This is a genomic window from Streptomyces sp. NPDC016309 (assembly GCF_043077235.1).
Taxonomy (GTDB): Bacteria; Actinomycetota; Actinomycetes; order Streptomycetales; family Streptomycetaceae; genus Streptomyces.
In genome coordinates, this window is sequence record NZ_JBIBSG010000006.1 from 197,648 (window position 1) to 214,878 (window position 17,231).

At 73.9% G+C, this 17,231-nt stretch carries 18 protein-coding genes; 10 read left to right on the forward strand and 8 right to left on the reverse strand.

Going from position 1 to position 17,231, the window contains the following annotated elements; translation table 11 throughout:
- Window positions 1-72 precede the first annotated feature (72 nt).
- Window positions 73-942, forward strand: a complete 870-nt coding sequence (locus tag ACF068_RS17225; RefSeq protein ID WP_392275060.1) for an alpha/beta fold hydrolase — start codon at window positions 73-75, stop codon at window positions 940-942.
- 243 nt (window positions 943-1,185) lie between these two features.
- Here ACF068_RS17225 and ACF068_RS17230 read toward each other — a convergent pair whose 3' ends face one another.
- Complete coding sequence (locus ACF068_RS17230) at window positions 1,186-1,881, reverse strand: bifunctional DNA primase/polymerase (protein ID WP_392275061.1); 696 nt, start codon at window positions 1,879-1,881, stop codon at window positions 1,186-1,188.
- Window positions 1,882-2,249: 368 nt separating this feature from the next.
- Here ACF068_RS17230 and ACF068_RS17235 point away from each other — a divergent pair, with 368 nt between their 5' ends.
- Window positions 2,250-3,632, forward strand: a complete 1,383-nt coding sequence (locus ACF068_RS17235) for a transcriptional regulator (RefSeq protein ID WP_392275062.1) — start codon at window positions 2,250-2,252, stop codon at window positions 3,630-3,632.
- 142 nt (window positions 3,633-3,774) lie between these two features.
- On the forward strand, window positions 3,775-5,223 hold the full coding sequence (locus ACF068_RS17240; protein ID WP_392275063.1) for a hypothetical protein: 1,449 nt from the start codon (window positions 3,775-3,777) through the stop codon (window positions 5,221-5,223).
- A gap of 27 nt (window positions 5,224-5,250) precedes the next feature.
- On the opposite strand, the gene ACF068_RS17245 is transcribed toward ACF068_RS17240, so the two are convergent.
- Window positions 5,251-6,522 carry an ABC transporter substrate-binding protein gene (locus ACF068_RS17245; protein WP_392275310.1) on the reverse strand — a complete coding sequence of 424 codons (1,272 nt, stop codon included), beginning with the start codon at window positions 6,520-6,522 and terminating at the stop codon, window positions 5,251-5,253.
- A gap of 178 nt (window positions 6,523-6,700) precedes the next feature.
- On the opposite strand from ACF068_RS17245, the gene ACF068_RS17250 reads away from it, so the two are divergent.
- Both ACF068_RS17250 and purU read left to right on the forward strand, forming a co-directional pair.
- Window positions 6,701-7,138 (forward strand): hypothetical protein, encoded by a 438-nt coding sequence (locus ACF068_RS17250; protein ID WP_392275064.1) that lies wholly within the window; start codon window positions 6,701-6,703, stop codon window positions 7,136-7,138.
- A 123-nt stretch (window positions 7,139-7,261) separates the two neighbouring features.
- Window positions 7,262-8,113 carry a formyltetrahydrofolate deformylase gene (gene purU, locus ACF068_RS17255; protein ID WP_392275065.1) on the forward strand — a complete coding sequence of 284 codons (852 nt, stop codon included), beginning with the start codon at window positions 7,262-7,264 and terminating at the stop codon, window positions 8,111-8,113.
- 68 nt (window positions 8,114-8,181) lie between these two features.
- Here purU and ACF068_RS17260 read toward each other — a convergent pair whose 3' ends face one another.
- Both ACF068_RS17260 and ACF068_RS17265 read right to left on the reverse strand, forming a co-directional pair.
- Window positions 8,182-9,402, reverse strand: coding sequence for a zf-HC2 domain-containing protein (locus tag ACF068_RS17260; RefSeq protein ID WP_392275066.1), 1,221 nt, complete (start codon window positions 9,400-9,402; stop codon window positions 8,182-8,184).
- Entirely contained in the window at window positions 9,399-9,959 is a 561-nt protein-coding gene (locus ACF068_RS17265) for a sigma-70 family RNA polymerase sigma factor (RefSeq protein WP_392275067.1), read from the reverse strand. The genes ACF068_RS17260 and ACF068_RS17265 overlap by 4 nt, the downstream gene beginning before the upstream one ends.
- Before the next feature lie 222 nt (window positions 9,960-10,181).
- Between ACF068_RS17265 and ACF068_RS17270 the strand changes: the two genes are divergently transcribed.
- From ACF068_RS17270 to ACF068_RS17285, 4 genes are all read left to right on the forward strand, one after another.
- Entirely contained in the window at window positions 10,182-10,556 is a 375-nt protein-coding gene (locus ACF068_RS17270; RefSeq protein ID WP_392275068.1) for an STAS domain-containing protein, read from the forward strand.
- A 31-nt stretch (window positions 10,557-10,587) separates the two neighbouring features.
- A complete protein-coding gene (locus ACF068_RS17275) occupies window positions 10,588-11,106 on the forward strand; it encodes an EF-hand domain-containing protein (protein WP_392275069.1) in 519 nt (172 codons plus the stop codon).
- A gap of 204 nt (window positions 11,107-11,310) precedes the next feature.
- Entirely contained in the window at window positions 11,311-11,583 is a 273-nt protein-coding gene (locus ACF068_RS17280; RefSeq protein ID WP_392275070.1) for an SH3 domain-containing protein, read from the forward strand.
- 539 nt (window positions 11,584-12,122) lie between these two features.
- Complete coding sequence (locus ACF068_RS17285; protein WP_392275071.1) at window positions 12,123-12,596, forward strand: ATP-binding protein; 474 nt, start codon at window positions 12,123-12,125, stop codon at window positions 12,594-12,596.
- A gap of 298 nt (window positions 12,597-12,894) precedes the next feature.
- Here ACF068_RS17285 and ACF068_RS17290 read toward each other — a convergent pair whose 3' ends face one another.
- On the reverse strand, window positions 12,895-13,875 hold the full coding sequence (locus tag ACF068_RS17290) for a GlxA family transcriptional regulator (RefSeq protein WP_392275072.1): 981 nt from the start codon (window positions 13,873-13,875) through the stop codon (window positions 12,895-12,897).
- Between the two features lie 59 nt (window positions 13,876-13,934).
- Here ACF068_RS17290 and ACF068_RS17295 point away from each other — a divergent pair, with 59 nt between their 5' ends.
- Complete coding sequence (locus ACF068_RS17295; protein ID WP_392275073.1) at window positions 13,935-15,263, forward strand: MFS transporter; 1,329 nt, start codon at window positions 13,935-13,937, stop codon at window positions 15,261-15,263.
- Window positions 15,264-15,303: 40 nt separating this feature from the next.
- Here the strand turns inward: ACF068_RS17295 and ACF068_RS17300 are convergent, their stop codons facing one another.
- The 3 genes from ACF068_RS17300 to ACF068_RS17310 all read right to left on the reverse strand — a co-directional run bounded on the left by ACF068_RS17300 (window position 15,304) and on the right by ACF068_RS17310 (window position 17,210).
- Window positions 15,304-15,627 carry a hypothetical protein gene (locus ACF068_RS17300; protein ID WP_392275074.1) on the reverse strand — a complete coding sequence of 108 codons (324 nt, stop codon included), beginning with the start codon at window positions 15,625-15,627 and terminating at the stop codon, window positions 15,304-15,306.
- Window positions 15,628-15,648: 21 nt separating this feature from the next.
- Complete coding sequence (locus tag ACF068_RS17305) at window positions 15,649-16,308, reverse strand: GPP34 family phosphoprotein (RefSeq protein WP_392275075.1); 660 nt, start codon at window positions 16,306-16,308, stop codon at window positions 15,649-15,651.
- Between the two features lie 245 nt (window positions 16,309-16,553).
- A complete protein-coding gene (locus tag ACF068_RS17310; protein ID WP_392275076.1) occupies window positions 16,554-17,210 on the reverse strand; it encodes a pyridoxal 5'-phosphate synthase in 657 nt (218 codons plus the stop codon).
- Between the last annotated feature and the right edge of the window lie 21 nt (window positions 17,211-17,231).

Sequence of the window (17,231 nt, forward strand, 5' to 3'; positions counted from 1 at the left end):
TGGAACCCCAGTTTTCGAATACAGGTTCGATAGTCTGGCCCGTGCACGTGACAGAAGGGGGTGTCAGGACACATGGTGCGACGCATCGACCTGACCGGAGCCGACGGCTTACGCCTCGCCGCCTGGGAGTTCGCCGACCCGCCCAAGGGCCGCACGCCCGCGGACGCCGAGCAGGCGCCCGGGGTGCTCCTCCTCCACGGCCTGATGGGCCGCGCCTCGCACTGGGCCTCCACCGCCCGCTGGCTCGCCGAGCGGCACCGGGCCGTCGCGCTCGACCAGCGGGGGCACGGCCGCAGCGACAAGCCGGCCGACGGCCCCTTCACCCGCGAGGCGTACGTGGCGGACGCCGCCGCCGCGATCGAACAGCTCGGGCTCGCGCCCGTCACCCTCATCGGCCACTCCATGGGCGCCCTGACCGCCTGGCAGCTCGCCGCCGAGCGCCCCGACCTCGTCCGGGCCCTGGTCATCTGCGACATGCGGGCCTCCGCCCTCGGCGCCGCCTCCCAGCGCGAATGGGAGGACTGGTTCCGCGCCTGGCCCCTGCCGTTCGCCACGCTCGCCGACGTCCGCAAGTGGTTCGGCGAGGACGACCCCTGGGTGGAGCGCCCCAACCCGGCCCGCGGCGAGTTCTTCGCCGAGGTCATGACCGAGGGCCCCGACGGCTGGCGCCCCCTCTTCTCCCGCCGCCAGATGCTCACCTCCCGGGAGACCTGGGTGTACGACGCCCACTGGGACTCCCTCGCCCAGGTCCGCTGCCCCACCCTCGTCGTCCGGGGCCTCGACGGCGAACTGGGCCGCGCGGAGGCGCAGGAGATGGTCCGCGTCCTGCCCCACGGCCGGTACGCCGAGGTCCCCGACGCCGGCCACCTCGTCCACTACGACCGGCCCGACGGCTGGCGCACCGCCATCAGCCCGTTCCTCGACGGTGTCCTGACAGCCTGAAGGCACCCGCCCGCCGTGCCCGCCCCGAACCCCCGCCCGCCCCGAACCCCCGCCCGCCCCGAATCCCCGCCCGTCCCTGACCTCCGCCCCGCGCCGGGCCCATGACGCCGGGGCCGCTGGCCCGGCCCCCGGACGCGAGCGGCGGGCGGCGCCGTCCTCGGCACTCCGCCCGCCACCTCGTCCCTCGCCCCGCCGGGCCCCGGTCAGCCCCGCCGGGCCCCGGTCAGCCCCGCCGGGCCCCGGTCAGCCCTGGCGGGCCCGGGCGGCCGCGGCCTCCCTGGCGTCGGCGGCCTCGCGGGCGCACGCGTAGGCCAGCGGGCTGATCAGCTCCTCGACGTCCGGCAGCCACCGGTTCGCCGGCGTGGGGCGGCGGGCCCACTGCACCGCGCCGTAACCGCCCACCCGGGTCGGCGGCGCCGCCACGTACTCGCCCTCGCCCCGGGCCACCAGGTCGATGCCGGTCGGCGACCAGCCCAGCTTGCGCACCAGGTCCGGCACCTTCACGGCGGCACCGGGCAGCACGAAGAACAGCATCCGGCGGTCCGGGGTGCAGGTGACCGGGCCGAGCGTCAGGTCCATCCGCTCCATCCGCGCCAGCGCCAGGAAGCCCGCCGCCTCCGGCACGTCCAGCGCGTCGAAGGTACGGCCCGTCGGCAGCAGGATCGACGCCCTCGGCTGCTTCCCCCACAGCCGGCGCGCCACCACGGCGCTGCCCGTCGCCTGGGTCGCCCAGTCCGGCCGGGCCGGGTGCGCCCCCGCCGCGGGGCACGCGGTCTCGCCGCACGAGCACCGCTCGTGGCCGTCGACCGCCTCCAGCCAGGTGCCGGGGAACACGTCCCAGTGCCGCTCTTCCGCATACCGCACGGCGCAGTCCAGCAGTTGCTCGCCGCGCTGCTTGGGGATCTGTGCGGCTTCCGTGACTCCGATGGTCTCTTCCACGAAAGGACTCAACTCCCCACCCCAGCGGGGGTTACGGGGCGCGGGAAGGGAGGCCGAGGAGCATCGATTCGGCATCCGGGGCGCACGGATGCACGAACGGGGGCGCGCATGGGGACCGGAAGCGGTGCGCGGGTAGCCACAGTCGGGGGAGGTGACCGTCTCAGGCTATTGCACGACGTATCGGGCTTCATCGGACCTTTGCGTACGACCGGCGCTTCCCGCGCCTTCCGCCCACTTCCGTAACTGTGCGTGCCCTTCTCGGTCCTTCATCGGTTTCGTCAGTATTCGCAGGTCAACTTCTGCATTCTCCGCATATCAGCCGGGCAGTGATCAGCGGGACTGATCACCGCGGCAACAGGGGGTAGTCAATGGCAGCGAGGCCGCTCGTCGCCCGTCAGCCGAACGAACGGCTACAGGCTCTCATCCAGGAAGCAGGGTGCTCCAACGCCGGGCTCGCCCGCCGCGTGAACATGGTGGGGCAGGAGCGCGGGCTCGACCTGCGGTACGACAAGACGTCGGTGGCCCGCTGGCTGCGCGGCCAGCAGCCGCGCGGCCGGGCCCCCGGGATCATCGCCGAGGCCCTCGGCCGGAAGCTGGGGCGCACGGTCACGATCGACGAGATCGGCATGGCCAACGGCAAGAACCTGGCCTCCGGCGTGGGCCTCCAGTTCTCGCCGACCGTGCTCGGCGCCATCGAGCAGGTCTGCGAGCTGTGGCGCAGCGACGTGGGCCGGCGCGACTTCCTGTCCGGCTCGACGGTGGCGGCGTCCGCGCTGGTGGAGCCCAGCAGAGACTGGCTGATCACGGGCGCCGACCCGCAGGTGGCCCGGCAGGCGGGCTCGCGGGTCGGGGCGGCGGACGTCGAGGCGGTACGGGCGATGACGGCCGCGCTGGTCGACCTGGACCACCGGTTCGGCAGCGGGCACGTGCGGCCCGTGGTGGTGCACTACCTGAACAGCGTGGTGTCGGGGCTGCTGTCCGGCTCGTACCGGGACACCGTCGGCCGGCAACTCTTCGCCGCCGTGGCCCGGTTGACGGAGCTCGCCGGGTACATGGCGGTGGACACCGGGCAACCCGGGCTGGCGCAGCGGTACTACATCCAGGCGCTGCGGCTGGCGCAGGCGGCCGGCGACCGCGGGTACGGCGGGTACGTCCTGGCCGCGTCCATGAGCCACCTGGCGGCCCAGCTCGGCAACCCGCGCGAGATCGCCCAGTTGGCGCGGGCGGCGCAGGAGGGCGCACGGGGGCACGTGCCGCCGCGGGCGGAGGCGATGTTCCTGGCGGCCGAGGCGCGCGGGCACGCCCTGCTCGGTGATCTGCGCACGTGCCAGGAGGTGGCGGCGCGGGCGGTGACCGCGATGGACCGGAGCGATCCGGAGGCGGGCGACGACCCCGCCTGGATCGCCCACTTCGACCGGGCGTACCTCGCGGACGAGCTGGCCCACTGCTACCGGGACCTGGGCCGGCCCGAGGAAGCGGCGAGGGCGGCCGGCGAGGCGCTGGACGGTCACCCCGGGACACGGGCGCGGCGGCGGGCGATCGGGCTGGTCCTGCTGGCCACCGCGCAGGTCCAGCAGCGCGAGGTGGAGGCCGCCTGCCACACGGGTACGCGCGCGGCCGAACTCCTGGGCACGCTGCGGTCGTCGCGGGGTGCCGAGTACCTGGACGACCTGCAACAGCGGCTGGAGCCGTACGCGGACGAGCCCGCCGTCCGGGAGTTCGGCGCCCGGCTGGAGCTCCAGGCCGCCTGAGGCCCGGTGCGGTGCCCGTCTCAACAGCGTCGCGGGGAAGGATCTTGTTACTGCCGCCACACACGTGTGCGCGGGCTCTGCGTCACCCGGTAGCGTGAGCCGACGCTTCCGTAGGTTTACAGGTTCACACGTAGGAGTCCCGGTGACGCAGAGCGGACAGGGCCAGGAGCCGCACCATCCCGCGGCGCGGCCCGCGCACGAGGGTGTCGTGCTGCCCGCCGAGGGCAGTGAGGCCTGGGGCGGCGCGGCGGACGCCGGGCCGGCCGGGGGCCGGCCGTGGGGCGGCCCGTGGGGGCCGCCGGACGGACAGCAGCAGCCCCTGCCGCCCCAGCAGCCGGGTCCGTACGGCGGGGAGCCCGGTCCGTACCAGCAGCCCCAGCAGCACGCGCACCCGCAACCGCACCAGCCGCACCAGCAGCACGCGCAGCAGCCGCCGCAGCACCAGCAGCACGCGCACCAGCCGCCGCAGCAGCAGCACCAGCCCCCGCAGCAGCAGGCGTACGGCACCGTCGCCCAGCCCCTGCCGCCCGAGGTGACCCCCGGGGCCGGCGACGCGGCCGCCACCCAGTACCTCCCGCCCGTCGGCGCGACCGGCGCCGGGCCCATGCCCATGCCGGCGAGCACGCCCCGGCCCGAGAGCCCGGCCGAGTCGACCACGTTCCTCGGCACCCGGCAGCCGGCCGGCGACGAGAACGCCACGCAGTACCTCCCGCCCGTTCCGCCCCAGCCGTCCGGAGCGCCCTACGGCATCCGTCCCGGTGCCCCCGGCGACCGGCAGCCCCCGGCCGAGTTCGACAGCCTGTTCCGCGACGACGCGGCGGCCACGCAGCACCTGCCCCCCTACGGCGCCCAGGCGCCGCGCCGGCAGGCCCAGCAGCCGTATCAGGCACCCCAGGCACCGCAGGCGCACCAGCCCGCCCAGCAGTATCAGGAGGCGTACGACGAGCCCGCCCCGCGCCGCTCGTCGAAGCTCCCGCTGATCGCGGCGGTCGTCATCGGCGCCACCGTGCTCGGCCTGGGCGCCGGCGCCCTGCTCAGCGGCGGCGAGGACGACAAGAAGGGCGCCGACAAGGCCGGCGTCGCCGCCGCCAGCTCCCCGACCCCGGGCGCGGGCTCCTCGCAGGTGGCCCCCGACCCGGTCAGGACGCAGGCGGAGGCCCTCGACAAGCTCCTCGCGGACAGCAACAACAGCCGCGACACGGTGATCCGCTCCGTGGAGAACATCAAGCAGTGCCGGGAACTCGACCGGGCCGCCACGGACCTGCGCGGTGCCGCCGGGCAGCGCCGGGACCTGGTGACGCGGCTGGAGGGCCTGAGCATCGACAAGCTCCCCGACCACGCCGCACTGAGTGCCGCGCTCACCAAGGCCTGGCAGGCGTCCGCCTCCGCCGACGACCACTACGCGGCCTGGGCGACGGAGGCCAAGGGCAAGAAGGGCTGCAAGGGCGGCAAGGCGCGCAGCACGGCCGAGTTCGCCCAGGGCAACCGGGCCAGCGGTGAGGCGACGACCGCGAAGAGGGAGGCCTCGCGGCTCTGGAACGGCATCGCGGGCACGTACGGGCTGACCCCGCGCCAGCCGGCGCAGCTCTGAGCCGGCCCACCGACGGAAGCGGAGGTCCTACAGGGCGGCGGCCCGGCGGAGCGTCGGGCCGACGTCCACGAAGCCGTCCTTCTGGGCCACCAGCCGTCCCTGTCGCACCACTTGGAACGTGACCCGGGAGTTGACCGCCCGGGGCGTGCCCGGTGTGCCGAGCATGTCCTCGTAGCGCCAGCGCAGCGGCGGGGTGAGACCCCCGGTGTCCACCCGCACCCCCCGGTTCAGGGCCTGCCCGATCCGGCGGGGGGTGATCTCCTCCCCGTCCAGGGACTCGACGACCTCGGTCAGCACCGTGTAGGCGATCCAGGTCGTCTGCACGCCCGCGTCGGCCGGGTCGATCCGGTTGTCGGCGAAGGCGTGGTCGCGGAGCACCCGCTTCATCGTGTCCCAGCGCGGGTCCCCCGCCTCCGGGTACCAGCCGGTGATGTAGGCCCCCTCGAAGGGGCCGCCGGCACCCCCGGTGCGGTCGATGAGCGGCTGGTCCACGCTGCCCAGGACCGAGGAGACCTTGACGTCCCGGCCGTCGGGCGGGAGGCGGCGGAAGGAGTCGAAGAACGTGGCGGTGTGCTCGCCCAGGGCGGCGGTGACGCAACCGCCCTCCTCGCCCGCCCCCTTGCGGGACAGCCGGGCCTCCTCGGTGTACTCGCCGGCGTCGTCGGCGGCCGGGATGTCGGTGGCGGTCCGGTGGTGCCCCTGGGTGAGGCCCGAGTTGAGGATGAACGGCAGGTCGGCGCCGGGCAGCGAGTCGGGCCGTACCAGGGAGACCCGGTCGCACGAGTCCGCGAGCTGGAGCCCGTTGCCCGCCAGCAGCGCGGCCTGGCCGCCGTTGACGGGGTAGGAGACCGGGCTCCGGAACTCGTCGTCCGTGACGCCGTAGCCGCCGATGTAGGGGATGCCGGCGGCCTCCAGCGGAGGCATGAAGGCCCGGCCGTTCTGGCTGTACGAGCCGACCACGGCCACCACGCCCTCCCGCACCGCCCGCCGGGCGCACGCGGCGGCGGCCGCCGGGTCGTTGCCCTCGTTGCAGGTGAGCACGCGCAGCTCGCGGCCGCCGATGCCGCCCCGGGAGTTGATCCAGCGGGCGTACGCCTGCCCCATGGCGGGCATACCGGGCATATTGGTAGCGCGGGTGTTGTCGGGGGCCCAGGTCATCACGGTGAGGGGCTCCCTGGAGCCCCCCGTGGCCCCAGGGATGACCCCGCACCCGGCCAGCAGGCACGCCGAACCGAGTGCCGCCGCCGTCCTGAGGAGGGAGGGGGTGGTGGAGGAGCGTCGCCTGCCGTTACCGGTCATGGTCATGCACAATTCCGCCCCATGGGTAACGCGGGAGTGAGGATGGTTCAACGCGGAGTGACGCCGAGGTGAATTGCGGGGGCCGGTCCGCGTTGTCCGAGGGGGCACGTACGATCGCCACGTGTCAGCTTCCGTGAACTCTTCCCGTCGCGGCCGTCGCTCCTCCACCATGGGCGGCATGCCGCTCAACGACATGCCGTGGTGGCGCTGGCGCGCCAACGTGCGCTCGGCGCTGCACATGCTCTCCGACCCCGTCTTCCACCAGGAATGCTGGCTGGCCGGTGTCGAGGGGTACGGGGACGTCACGGACGCCGTGTACCGGCTGGTCGAGGACACCTGGCTGGACAACTGGTCCGCCGAGAAGTACGTGGGGACCATCTTCCGGGACTCGGGCGAGGCCGCGCTGGTCGACGTCGCGGTGCTGCGAGTGCTGCGGATCATGCACCAGGTCGGCCCGGACGCCCCCGTCTCCGCCTACATGGGCCACCACGGCTGGCCCGAGGCGGTCCGGGCGGCCCGGGACGCGCACGTACGGCTGGCCGTCAACGACGGCGAGGACCCGGACGCGCCGCCGCGCTCGCTGGACGTGCTGCGGATCATGACCCGGGCCGCGTGACGGGTTTCGTACCGGCCCCGCGTGACGGGCTCCGCGTGACGGGCTTCGCGACCGGGTCGGGGGCCGGGTCCGCCTGACGGACCGAGGTCCGGCCGTCCCGGGCGGATGTGGCATCCTGCCAGGATGACCGACCAGTACGTCCTCACGCTCTCCTGCCCGGACAAACAGGGCATCGTGCACGCCGTTTCGAGTTACCTCTTCATCACCGGCTGCAACATCGAGGACAGTCAGCAGTTCGGGGACCGGGACACCGGCCTCTTCTTCATGCGCGTCCACTTCTCCGCCGAGACGCCGGTCACGGTGGACAAGCTCCGGGCGAGCTTCGCGGCGGTGGGCGACTCCTTCGGGATGGACTGGCGGATCAACCGCGCCGACGAGCGCATGCGCGTCGTGCTGATGGTGTCGAAGTTCGGCCACTGCCTGAACGACCTGCTGTTCCGGGCCCGGATCGGCGCGCTGCCGGTCGACATCGTGGCCGTCGTCTCCAACCACACCGACTTCGCCGAGCTGGTCGCCTCGTACGACGTCCCCTTCCACCACATCCCGGTCACCAAGGACACGAAGGCCCAGGCCGAGGCCGAGCTGCTGGACCTGGTCCGCGCCGAAGGCGTCGAGCTGGTGGTCCTGGCCCGGTACATGCAGGTCCTGTCGGACGACCTGTGCAAGGAGCTGAGCGGCCGGATCATCAACATCCACCACTCGTTCCTCCCGAGCTTCAAGGGCGCCAAGCCCTACCACCAGGCGCACGCGCGCGGTGTGAAGCTGATCGGCGCGACGGCCCACTACGTGACGGCCGACCTCGACGAGGGCCCGATCATCGAGCAGGAGGTCGAGCGGGTGGGCCACGACGTCACGCCCGAGCAGCTCGTCGCGGTCGGACGGGACGTGGAGTGCCAGGCACTGGCCCGGGCGGTCAAGTGGCACGCGGAACGCCGCATCCTGCTCAACGGCCGCCGCACGGTCGTCTTCGCCTAGGCCTCGGGCCTCCGCCCCGCCGGCCTCCGGCCCCCCGGTCCCCCCAGGGGGGCGGGGGGCCGGAATGCTCAGAGGCGGCTGAGGGACGCGGCGGCGAAGAGGACGTCGCGGATGGCCTCGCGGTCGCCGTCCTGGCCCGCGGCGGCTTCCTCCGGGGCGATGTGGCCCGCCACGAGCTGGCAGAACTCCACGCCGTCCAGCGCCACCTGGGCGACCTTGTGGTCCGGGGAGCCGACCGCCGCCGGGGAGTCCAGGGCGATGTACCAGTCGCCGCCGCCCGAACCCTCGACCTCCAGGTGGAGCGAGCGGCCGGGCGCGCCGGCCGTGACGAGGTGACGGGCCGGGGCGGCGAGCCCCGCGCGGCGGCGGCCGGCGAGGGCGGCCGGCAGTAACCGGGCCGCCAGGTCGATCATGCCGTGCAGATGGGCGGCGCTGGGCGGCTCGTACGGGTAGTCGACGGCGGTCGCGATGTCGTCCGCGTGCACCCAGCACTCGAAGGCCCGGTCGAGCAGCGCGTCCCGGAGGGGCAGCGAGAAGTCGCCGTAGGAGACGGACAGTTCGGCCACCCCGCGGCCCGCGAAGGACACCGTGCGGATCAGGGTGTGGGCCTGATCGCGCCACGGGCCGCGGACCGCTCTCGTGGGCGGGTGGTGCGCGCTCTGCCAGATGGCCTCGGTGCGCTCGGCCGGGGTCTTGGGCGACAGCGGGTCGTCCAGGCCGATCGCCGTCGCCACCAGGCCGTCGACCGCCTGGAGGTGGCTGATCACCCCCGCGACGGTGGTCCGGCGGCTGGCCGGCCGGTCGCGCTCGAACCACTTGAGCCGCACCGGGGCGTGCCACTCGGAGTCCCCGATGTCCCGCAGCAGCGCGTCCAGCCGGGCCGTCTCCGCGTCGTAGGGGCCGGCCCAGTCGGGCACGGGGATGCGGGCGGGGCGGCGGCCCAGGCAGTTCTCCAGCACCCGGGAGCGCAGCAGCGGGTCGAGGTCGAGGTCCCGCTCGTGGTGGAGCAGCCCGACCGCGTCGCGCAGCCGCAGGGCCTCTTCCGCGCAGGGGGCGCACTCGGTGAGGTGCTCCTCGACGGCGGTGGTCTCCTCGGGCGAGCACGCGGACAGCGCCCACGCGCCGAGCAGGGACTGGAGGACCTTGTGGGGGAGGGGCGGCGGCGCCGTCCCGGGCGCGGGCAGCTCCTCGAAGTTGTCGGCGGCCCGTCGCGGGGCCGGTATGCGCGGCACGCCGCCCACCCCTTCCCGGCCGTCGTCGTGGCCACCGCCGTCCAGCGGCCCGGTCACAGCGACCGCCCGTCCAGCGGCCTGCTGTTCGCGGTGGCCAGGAGCTGGAGCCCGAGCCGCAGCCGGCGGCGCGCCTCGTCCTCGGTCACGCCCAGGTCGGCCGCGGTCTGGCGGTAGTCCCGGCGCTGGAAGTAGGCCAGTTCCAGCGCGGCGCGCAGGGGCGCCGGCATGGACTGGACGATGTAGTCCGCGCGAGCGGACACCGCGGCGCGGTGCACCTTCTGCTCCAGCTCGTCGGTGGAGCCGCCCCGCTCCGCGTGCGCCTTGGCCTCGGCCTGGCGCAGCCGGTGGACGGCCTGGCGGCGGGTCAGTTTCGCTATCCACGAGCGCATGGACCCCTCGCGCCTCGGGTCGTACGCGTCCGGGTTCTCCCACACGTACCCGAACACCTCGCGGGTGACCCGGTCGGCGGCCGACTCGTCGTCGAGGACGCGGTGCGCCGTGTTGTGCACCAGGGAGGCGAAGCGGTCGTACAGCTCACCGAGGGCGGCCGCCTCGCCGCGCGCCAGCCGCTGCTGCATCTTGCGGTCCCAGCGCGGTGGTGTGTCCTTCGCCATACGGAAAGTCCTCCCGAACCGACTCCCCTCGAATGTAATGCGCCGTACGGACAATGCGCCTCTCTTTGCCTCAAGCGCCCATCGTGCCGGCTCCGCATGGTAAGGGACTCATCACTCCGAGTGGATCGTGTTTCATGGGAGTACGGGAGGGGCAGCAGCGGCCCGAAGGAAGCATCGCTTCCGGTTCGTTGTGCCCCGGTTGGATCGGCGAAGGGTTGGCGCGTGACGCTCACGGTGGACGAAGCCGAACACGGCGCCTGGACCGTGCTCAGCATCCGGGGAGAACTCGACCTCGTCTCCTCGCCCGTCGTCCGCCGGCGGGTGCACGACGCGGTCGCGGAGGGCAGGCGCGACGTCGTCCTCGACCTGTCCCAGGTGCTGTTCTGCGACTCCAGCGGCGTGGGAGTGCTGATCGCCTCCCGGCGGCTGCTGCACTCGTGCCGGGGCAGGCTGCGGCTGATACTGCCCGCCCGGGGGGCCGTCGAGGGCTCCCACGTCAACCGGGTCCTGGCAGCCCTGGGCGTACGGCGGCTGTTCGCTGTGTACGCGGACGTCGCCTCGGCCACCGGCGAGGAGGACGAGCAACTCTCGGCGTGACGGCGCCCCCTTCGCGTCGTACCCTCCCGGCATGGACGCAGAGGAGTTGTACCAGCGCCGGATCGCCTCGCGGTTCGACGCCCTGGACCAGGACGGCAACGGCTATGTCTCCCGCGAGGACTTCACCACCGCGGCCGCCCGGCTGCTGGAGGAGTTCGGCACCCCGTTCCGCTCGGACGAGGGGCAGGCGCTCGCCGGCGGCGCGGAGGCGTTCTGGCAGGGCCTGGCCGGGATCGCCGACGTGGACGGTGACCAGCGGGTGACGCGGGGCGAGTTCGTCAGCGGTGCCGTGAAGCGGCTGCGCGACAACCCGGAGCGGTTCGCCGAGATCGCCCGCCCCTTCGTCCGCGCCCTGCTCGCCGTCGCCGACGGGGACGGCGACGGGAAGGCCGGGACGGCGGAGGTGGAGCGCGCCCTGCGGGTGCTGGGCGTCGAGTCGCACACCGCGGCGCTCGCGGCCGAGTCGCTGGACCTGGACCGCAGCGGACTGGTCGACGAGGAGGAGGTCGTCACGGCCTTCGCCCGCTACTTCGTGACCCAGGAGCCCTAGGGGGCGCCCACGTCGTCGGCCGCGCCGCGTACGTGAGGGCGGGCCGAACGCCAGGGACGGAGCCGTCAGGATGACGCCCGGGCGCGGCCCGTGGGGTCCGCCCGCACGCCTCCGGCTCACCGGCGGGAGTCGGCCTTACCCTCCAAGCGACCCGTCCGGATACCGGACGGCGTTCTGCCGCTCCGCATTCCCCTGGAGGCCATCATGCCCAGTCCACCGCAGCCGTTCGGCACCGTCGTCAGCACCATCGGCGTCAACCTGCGGAGGTATCCGAGCACGGACTCCGCGATCATCGGCAACCTGAGCCACGGTGCCGAGATCGGCCTGCGCAGCAAAGTGAACGCGCAGAACATCGACGGCAACAGCATCTGGTACCTGCTGCGCGACAAGGCCGCGTGGGTCGCCGCGCGGCACGTCGACAACACGGGACAGGTCCCGCTGTCCAAGGACGCCGAACCGGTCGGCCCGCAGGGCTGACCAGGGTTCCACCGAGCCGCCCCGGGGGCATCCCCATGGCTGTCCCCGGGACCGGCTCGTACTCGGCGAGCGAGGCGGTGATCGCACGAGACGCGCGCGGCGGAGCCCGGCCGGTCAAGGCGGAACGCTTTCGGGTGACGCGATCACGCTGCGTTGATTAACGGGCGGGTCATGGGCCCGAGGCCCGTCACCGCCCGGAGTCGGCCGCCGGCTTCGGTACCGTCCGTGGAATGCGCGTGGTTCACGGGCCGGGGCGTTCCGGTGGCGCCGCCCGTGCGCCGGTTCCCTGCCCGGGTGTGCCCGTCTCTCCTGCCCTTCGGCGGCGCGGTGCGCCCCCCTGTTCGACTGTGCGCGGGGTGCGTCGCACAGTATGCAGCACACGTACTCCTTCGCGCTGGAATATGCCCGAAGCGCTTGTTGCGGTGACTGTACGTCAACCATCCTGTTCCGCAGGGAAATCACGTTCAGTGACGACTGTGAAGGCTGTGGTCGCTGTGAGACGCGAGGCGTTGTGTCCGCCGGTTCGGATGGTGTGAGCGGTGCAGGTGCTTCAGGTGCAGTTGGAGATCGGTCCCGACCCGGCGGAGGTCGGTCGGGCCCGGAGATGGGCGAGGTCACGGCTCGCCGGTTCCGGGATAGGGGATGACGAGCCACTGGCCGAGACGCTGGTGCTGCTCATTTCGGAACTCGTCACCAACGCCGTGGTGCACACCGGGTGTCCGGCCGTGCTGCGGATGCTCTTCGGCGCGGGTGCCGCGGAGGCGGGGACGGTGCGGGTGGAGGTCGCGGACACCAGCGCCCGCCCGCCGCGCCAGCGGCACGCCGACGGTGACGACACCAACGGGCGGGGGCTGGAGCTGGTCGACGGGCTCGCCGACCGGTGGGGCTGGCAGCGGGAGGGGGTCGGCAAGAGCATCTGGTGCGAAGTGGACCGGGGTGCACCGGCGGTGGCGCGGGTGGTGCGCGAGTCAGGGGGACTCATGCCGTCGTGCGCCGTCACCCACCGGGGATAACGGTGCCACTCTGATGGGGTGTTGACGGCTGGTGCCCGTGTGATCACCCTTGGAGCAGCGATTCGTGGCGAGGGGACGCCGAGGGCTTGACGCCCTCGGCGAGTGCGGGTCGCGGCTCGGCGGCGGCTCCTGTCAGGGCCCTCGGGGTGAGCCCGCCGGAGCCGGGTGGCGGCGGCCGTGCCGTGCTCGGGGTGCGCATGCGTGCGCCGCCACCCAAGGTCGCCCCCCGGGGAGCACCCCGGCGGGAACGCGCACCGCCGTTCCTGTGCACAGGCTGTGGACAGTTCCTCCGGCCCGGTCAGGCGCGGGCGGCGCGGAAGGTGCGGCGGTAGACGGTGGGCGTGACGCCCAGCGCGGCCTGGACGTGCTGCCGCATCGACTGGGCGCTGCCGAACCCGGCGTCCGCCGCGACCTGGTCGACCGGCAGGTCCGTGGACTCCAGCAGGTGCCGGGCCCGCTCCACCCGCTGCCGGGTGAGCCACTGGCCGGGGCTGACGCCCACCTCCTCGCGGAAGCGGCGGGTGAACGTCCGTACGCTCATGGCCTCCTGCCGGGCCATGTCCCGTAGCTGGATCGGCTCGTGCAGACGGTCCAGGGCCCACGCGCGGGCCCTGGTCGTGGTGACGAACTGCGGATCCGGAACCGGGCGGTGGACGAACTGGGCCTGCCCGCCGTCCCGGTGCGGCGGCACGACGGTGCGGCGCGCCACCTCGTTGGCCACCGCCGCCCCGTGGTCGCGCCGCACGATGTGCAGGCACAGGTCGATGCCGGCGGCCACCCCGGCGGAGGTCAGGACGTCGCCGTCGTCGATGAACAGGACGCCGGCGTCCACCTCCACCGCCGGGAACAGCCGCTGGAAGTGCTCGGCGGACGCCCAGTGGGTGGTGGCCGGCCGCCCGTCGAGGAACCCGGCGGCGGCCAGGACGTACCCGCCGGTGCAGATGGACACCAGGCGGGTGCCCGGCCGGACGTGGGCGAGCGCGGCGGCCAGCTCGTCGGTGAGCCTGCCCTCCCGGTGCACCGGGCCGAGTTCGTACGAGGCGGGCACGACGACCGTGTCGGCGGTGGCCAGCACCTCGGGCCCGTGGTCCACCGAGATGAGGAAGTCCGCGTCGGTCGGGACCGTTCCCGGAGCCACCCCGCACGTGATCGTCTCGTACAGGGGGTGCCCCCCGGCGTCCCGGGCGCCGCCGAAGATGCGGTGCGGTATGCCCAGCTCAAAGGGGAGGAGCCCGGCGAGGGCGAGGACGACGACACGATGCGGAACCGGCTGACCCATGGCCCGATCCTAGTGAACGGTGGCATCCGGGCCACTGGTACGGTACTCGGCCGCTCGCGATGCTGTCGGACGTGACCCAGACGACTCCGCCCCCCGCCGCCGCGGCCTCCCCGGCCGTCCCCCCGCCCGCCGCCCGCGCGCCCCGCGTCCACCGCGCGTGGTCCGTCGCCGCCGTCACCTTCGTGACGATCGTCGGCGCGGCGGCCTTCATCTCGCTGCCGGGGCTGCTGATCGAGCCGCTGCACGGGGAGTTCGGCTGGTCGCGCGGCACGATCGGCTTCGCCGTCTCGGTCAACCTCGCCCTGTACGGCCTGACGGCCCCGTTCGCCGCCGCCCTCATGGACCGGTTCGGCATCCGGCGGGTCGTGGCGCTGGCGCTGACGGTCGTCGCCACCGGCTCGCTGCTGACGGTGTGGATGACCGCGAGCTGGCAGCTCGTCCTCTACTGGGGCGTCCTCGTCGGGCTCGGCGGCGGCTCCATGGCGCTGGCCTTCGCCGCGACGGTCACCAACCGGTGGTTCACCGCCCGGCGCGGTCTGGTGACCGGCATCCTCACCGCCGCGGGCGCCTCCGGGCAACTGGTGTTCCTGCCGCTGCTGTCCTGGCTCGTCACGGACCACGGCTGGCGCCCGGCCGCGATCACGGTCGCCCTGTCGGCCCTCGCCGTCGTCCCGCTGGTCCGGCTCCTGCTGCGCGACCACCCCGCGGACGTGGGGCTCACGCCGTACGGCTCCGACGTGTTCGTCCCCAAGCCCGCCCCGGTGACCGGTGCGGCACGGCGGACCGTCACGGTCCTGGTCTCGGCGGCCCGCACCGGCCCGTTCTGGCTGCTCGCCGGCACCTTCGCCATCTGCGGCGCGTCCACCAACGGCCTGGTCAAGACCCATTTCGTGCCGGCCGCCCACGACCACGGCATGCCGATGACGGCGGCCGCGTCGCTGCTGGCGGTGATCGGTGTCTTCGACGTGGCCGGCACCATCGCCTCCGGCTGGTTCACCGACCGCTTCGAGGCGCGCCGGCTGCTGGCCGTGTACTACGCGCTGCGCGGCGTCTCGCTGCTGTTCCTGCCGATGCTGCTGGCCCCGTCGGTCCACCCGCCGATGGTCTTCTTCATCGTCTTCTACGGCCTGGACTGGGTCGCCACCGTACCGCCGACGATCGCCCTGTGCCGCGAGCACTACGGGGAGGACTCGGCCATCGTCTTCGGCTGGGTGCTCGCCTCCCACCAGGTGGGCGCGGCGGTGGTCGCCTTCGCGGGCGGGCTGGCCCGTGACGTGTTCGGCTCCTACGACGTGGTCTGGTACGCCTCGGGCGCCCTGTGCGCGGTGGCCGCCCTGATGGCCCTGGTCATCCGCCGCCGGCAGCCGGCCGCCCCGCTGATGCCGTGAACCGGCCGAACCGCGGGGCGGGCGAGACTCTGCGGAGGCCCTAGCCCGCGGCGGGCCGGCGCTCCAGGTCCGGGTAGCCCCAGTCGAGAGTGGTCCGCGCGCCCGGCGCGACCTCGTCGACCGCGAACCTGACGTAGCTCTCGAAGTTCGGCTGCCACAGGTGGAAGCGGGTGATGCTCAACGGGAAGTCGGTCTCGCCGGACACGAAGGCCGTGCCGTCCGCGTCCCAGGCGACGCCCAGGTTCACCTGGTCCTGGACGCGCTCGTCCGCCATGACCTCGTCCAGCGAGCGCACGACCTCCCGCGCCTGGGCCTCGTTCTCCAGGGCGGTGACCGTGAGGGTGAAAGTGATGTTGACCGACATGGCTGAAGCGTACGAGGCGGCTCAGAGCACCGTCGTGGTGGTGACCACCGTGACCGCCACCATCGCGGCCTGCATGTTCCGGATGGCCTCGCGCACACCGTCACCCGCCCACTGGCCCTCGGCGATCGCCGCCATACGGGGCTCGACCAGCTTGCGCGGGATGTCCGGGAACGCCAGCCGGTGCAGCTTGGCGGCGTGCAGCAGGGAGACGAGCCCGGACGTGCGGTCGTCCGGCTCCGCGCCGTGCACCACCACCGACGTCAGCCGGGCCCGCAGTTCGCGCTCGACCGAGCCGTCCGCCTCGGGGTAGCGGCGTACCGGGAACATCCCGAGGACCCGGGTCTGCTCCTCGACGACGAGCCCGCGCTCGCACAGGCTCTCCACCGTCGAGCGGACCGCCCTGGACTGGTCCTTGCTCAGCCAGTCCGACACCTTGCGCCTGCTCTTGCGCCGGGCCCACTCGTCGAGCGCCGCCAGGCGGCCGTCGAGCAGCGCGTTCCCGGTCGGGGTCGGGTCGGTGACCTCCAGCCGGCCCTCGGACACGGCGATCCGCCCGGCCATCGCCAGCTCCAGCAGGATGCCCCCGGCCACGGCCCATCCGGCCGACGAACGTTCCCGTGCGGCGCCCGACTCGTCGTCCAGCGAGAGCAGCGTGATCTCCTCGCCCAGCGTCACGGTCATGGTCGTCCCCCTCGGTCGTGTGCGGTCATGCGCGTCGACGTGTCAACGCGACAAGAATCGCACGCGGTTGGGCGGGTGTCCCGCCGCCCCCGGATCCGGCCGGAACCGCGCGCAGGGCGCCCGCGTCGGCGGCCGGTGAGGCGGTCCGGGGCGGCTGCGCAGGCCTCGTAGGCGGGCAGGTGGCCGGCGGGAGCCCCGGCAGCCTCGCCACGCGGTCGGTGAACTCCGCCCCGGCGGGGTGCGGGCTACGGCCAGAGCAGGTCGCGTTCCCAGCCGCCCCCGGCGGTGGCGCGGTAGCGGAGCCGTACGTGCCGGCGGCGGGCGTCCCCCTGGAAGAACTCGGCCTCGTCCGGTTCGAGCACGTACAGGGTCCAGGTGTCGGCGTCCGCGTCCGGCTCCGCCTCGGCGCGCCGCCAGGCGGCCGCGCTCGCCCGCGCCAGCTCGTCCAGGGAGCCCAGCACCTCGCTCTGCCGCCCCACCAGCGCGGCGGCCAGCGCTCCCGTGGAGCGGGCGTGCAGGTCGGCGTATGCCTCCTCGGGCGTGCCGGACGAGACCCGGCCGCGCAGCCGCACCTGGCGGCCCTGGGCCGGCCAGTAGAAGTGGAGCGCCGCGTGCGGGTCGGCGGCGAGCTGGCGGCCCTTGGCGCTGGTGGCATGGGTGGCGAAGTGCCAGCCCCGCCCGTCGGCGCCGTGCAGCATGACCGTCCGTACGTCGGGCCGCCCGTCCGCGCCGACGGTGGCCAGCGACATGGTGTGCGGCTCCACCTGGCCCGCCTCCGCCGCCGCCACGAACCACGCGCGGAACAGCGGCAGCGGCTCCCCGGGCGCGGAGTCCGGGTCGAAGGCGGGCAGTTCGGTGTCCCACACCCGCAGGGAGCGGAGGGTCTCGTCGAAGTCGCTCATCGGCCCATCATGCGTCACCGG

Bases quoted from the DNA above. Each gene is read 5' to 3' on its own strand.
- ACF068_RS17225 (WP_392275060.1), top strand. From the start codon at position 73: ATGGTGCGACGCATCGACCTGACCGGAGCCGACGGCTTACGCCTCGCC.
- ACF068_RS17235 (WP_392275062.1), top strand. From the start codon at position 2,250: ATGGCAGCGAGGCCGCTCGTCGCCCGTCAGCCGAACGAACGGCTACAG.
- ACF068_RS17245 (WP_392275310.1), bottom strand. From the start codon at position 6,522: ATGACCGGTAACGGCAGGCGACGCTCCTCCACCACCCCCTCCCTCCTC.
- ACF068_RS17250 (WP_392275064.1), top strand. From the start codon at position 6,701: ATGCCGCTCAACGACATGCCGTGGTGGCGCTGGCGCGCCAACGTGCGC.
- purU (WP_392275065.1), top strand. From the start codon at position 7,262: ATGACCGACCAGTACGTCCTCACGCTCTCCTGCCCGGACAAACAGGGC.
- ACF068_RS17265 (WP_392275067.1), bottom strand. From the start codon at position 9,959: ATGGCGAAGGACACACCACCGCGCTGGGACCGCAAGATGCAGCAGCGG.
- ACF068_RS17275 (WP_392275069.1), top strand. From the start codon at position 10,588: ATGGACGCAGAGGAGTTGTACCAGCGCCGGATCGCCTCGCGGTTCGAC.
- ACF068_RS17280 (WP_392275070.1), top strand. From the start codon at position 11,311: ATGCCCAGTCCACCGCAGCCGTTCGGCACCGTCGTCAGCACCATCGGC.
- ACF068_RS17290 (WP_392275072.1), bottom strand. From the start codon at position 13,875: ATGGGTCAGCCGGTTCCGCATCGTGTCGTCGTCCTCGCCCTCGCCGGG.
- ACF068_RS17295 (WP_392275073.1), top strand. From the start codon at position 13,935: ATGCTGTCGGACGTGACCCAGACGACTCCGCCCCCCGCCGCCGCGGCC.
- ACF068_RS17300 (WP_392275074.1), bottom strand. From the start codon at position 15,627: ATGTCGGTCAACATCACTTTCACCCTCACGGTCACCGCCCTGGAGAAC.
- ACF068_RS17305 (WP_392275075.1), bottom strand. From the start codon at position 16,308: ATGACCGTGACGCTGGGCGAGGAGATCACGCTGCTCTCGCTGGACGAC.
- ACF068_RS17310 (WP_392275076.1), bottom strand. From the start codon at position 17,210: ATGAGCGACTTCGACGAGACCCTCCGCTCCCTGCGGGTGTGGGACACC.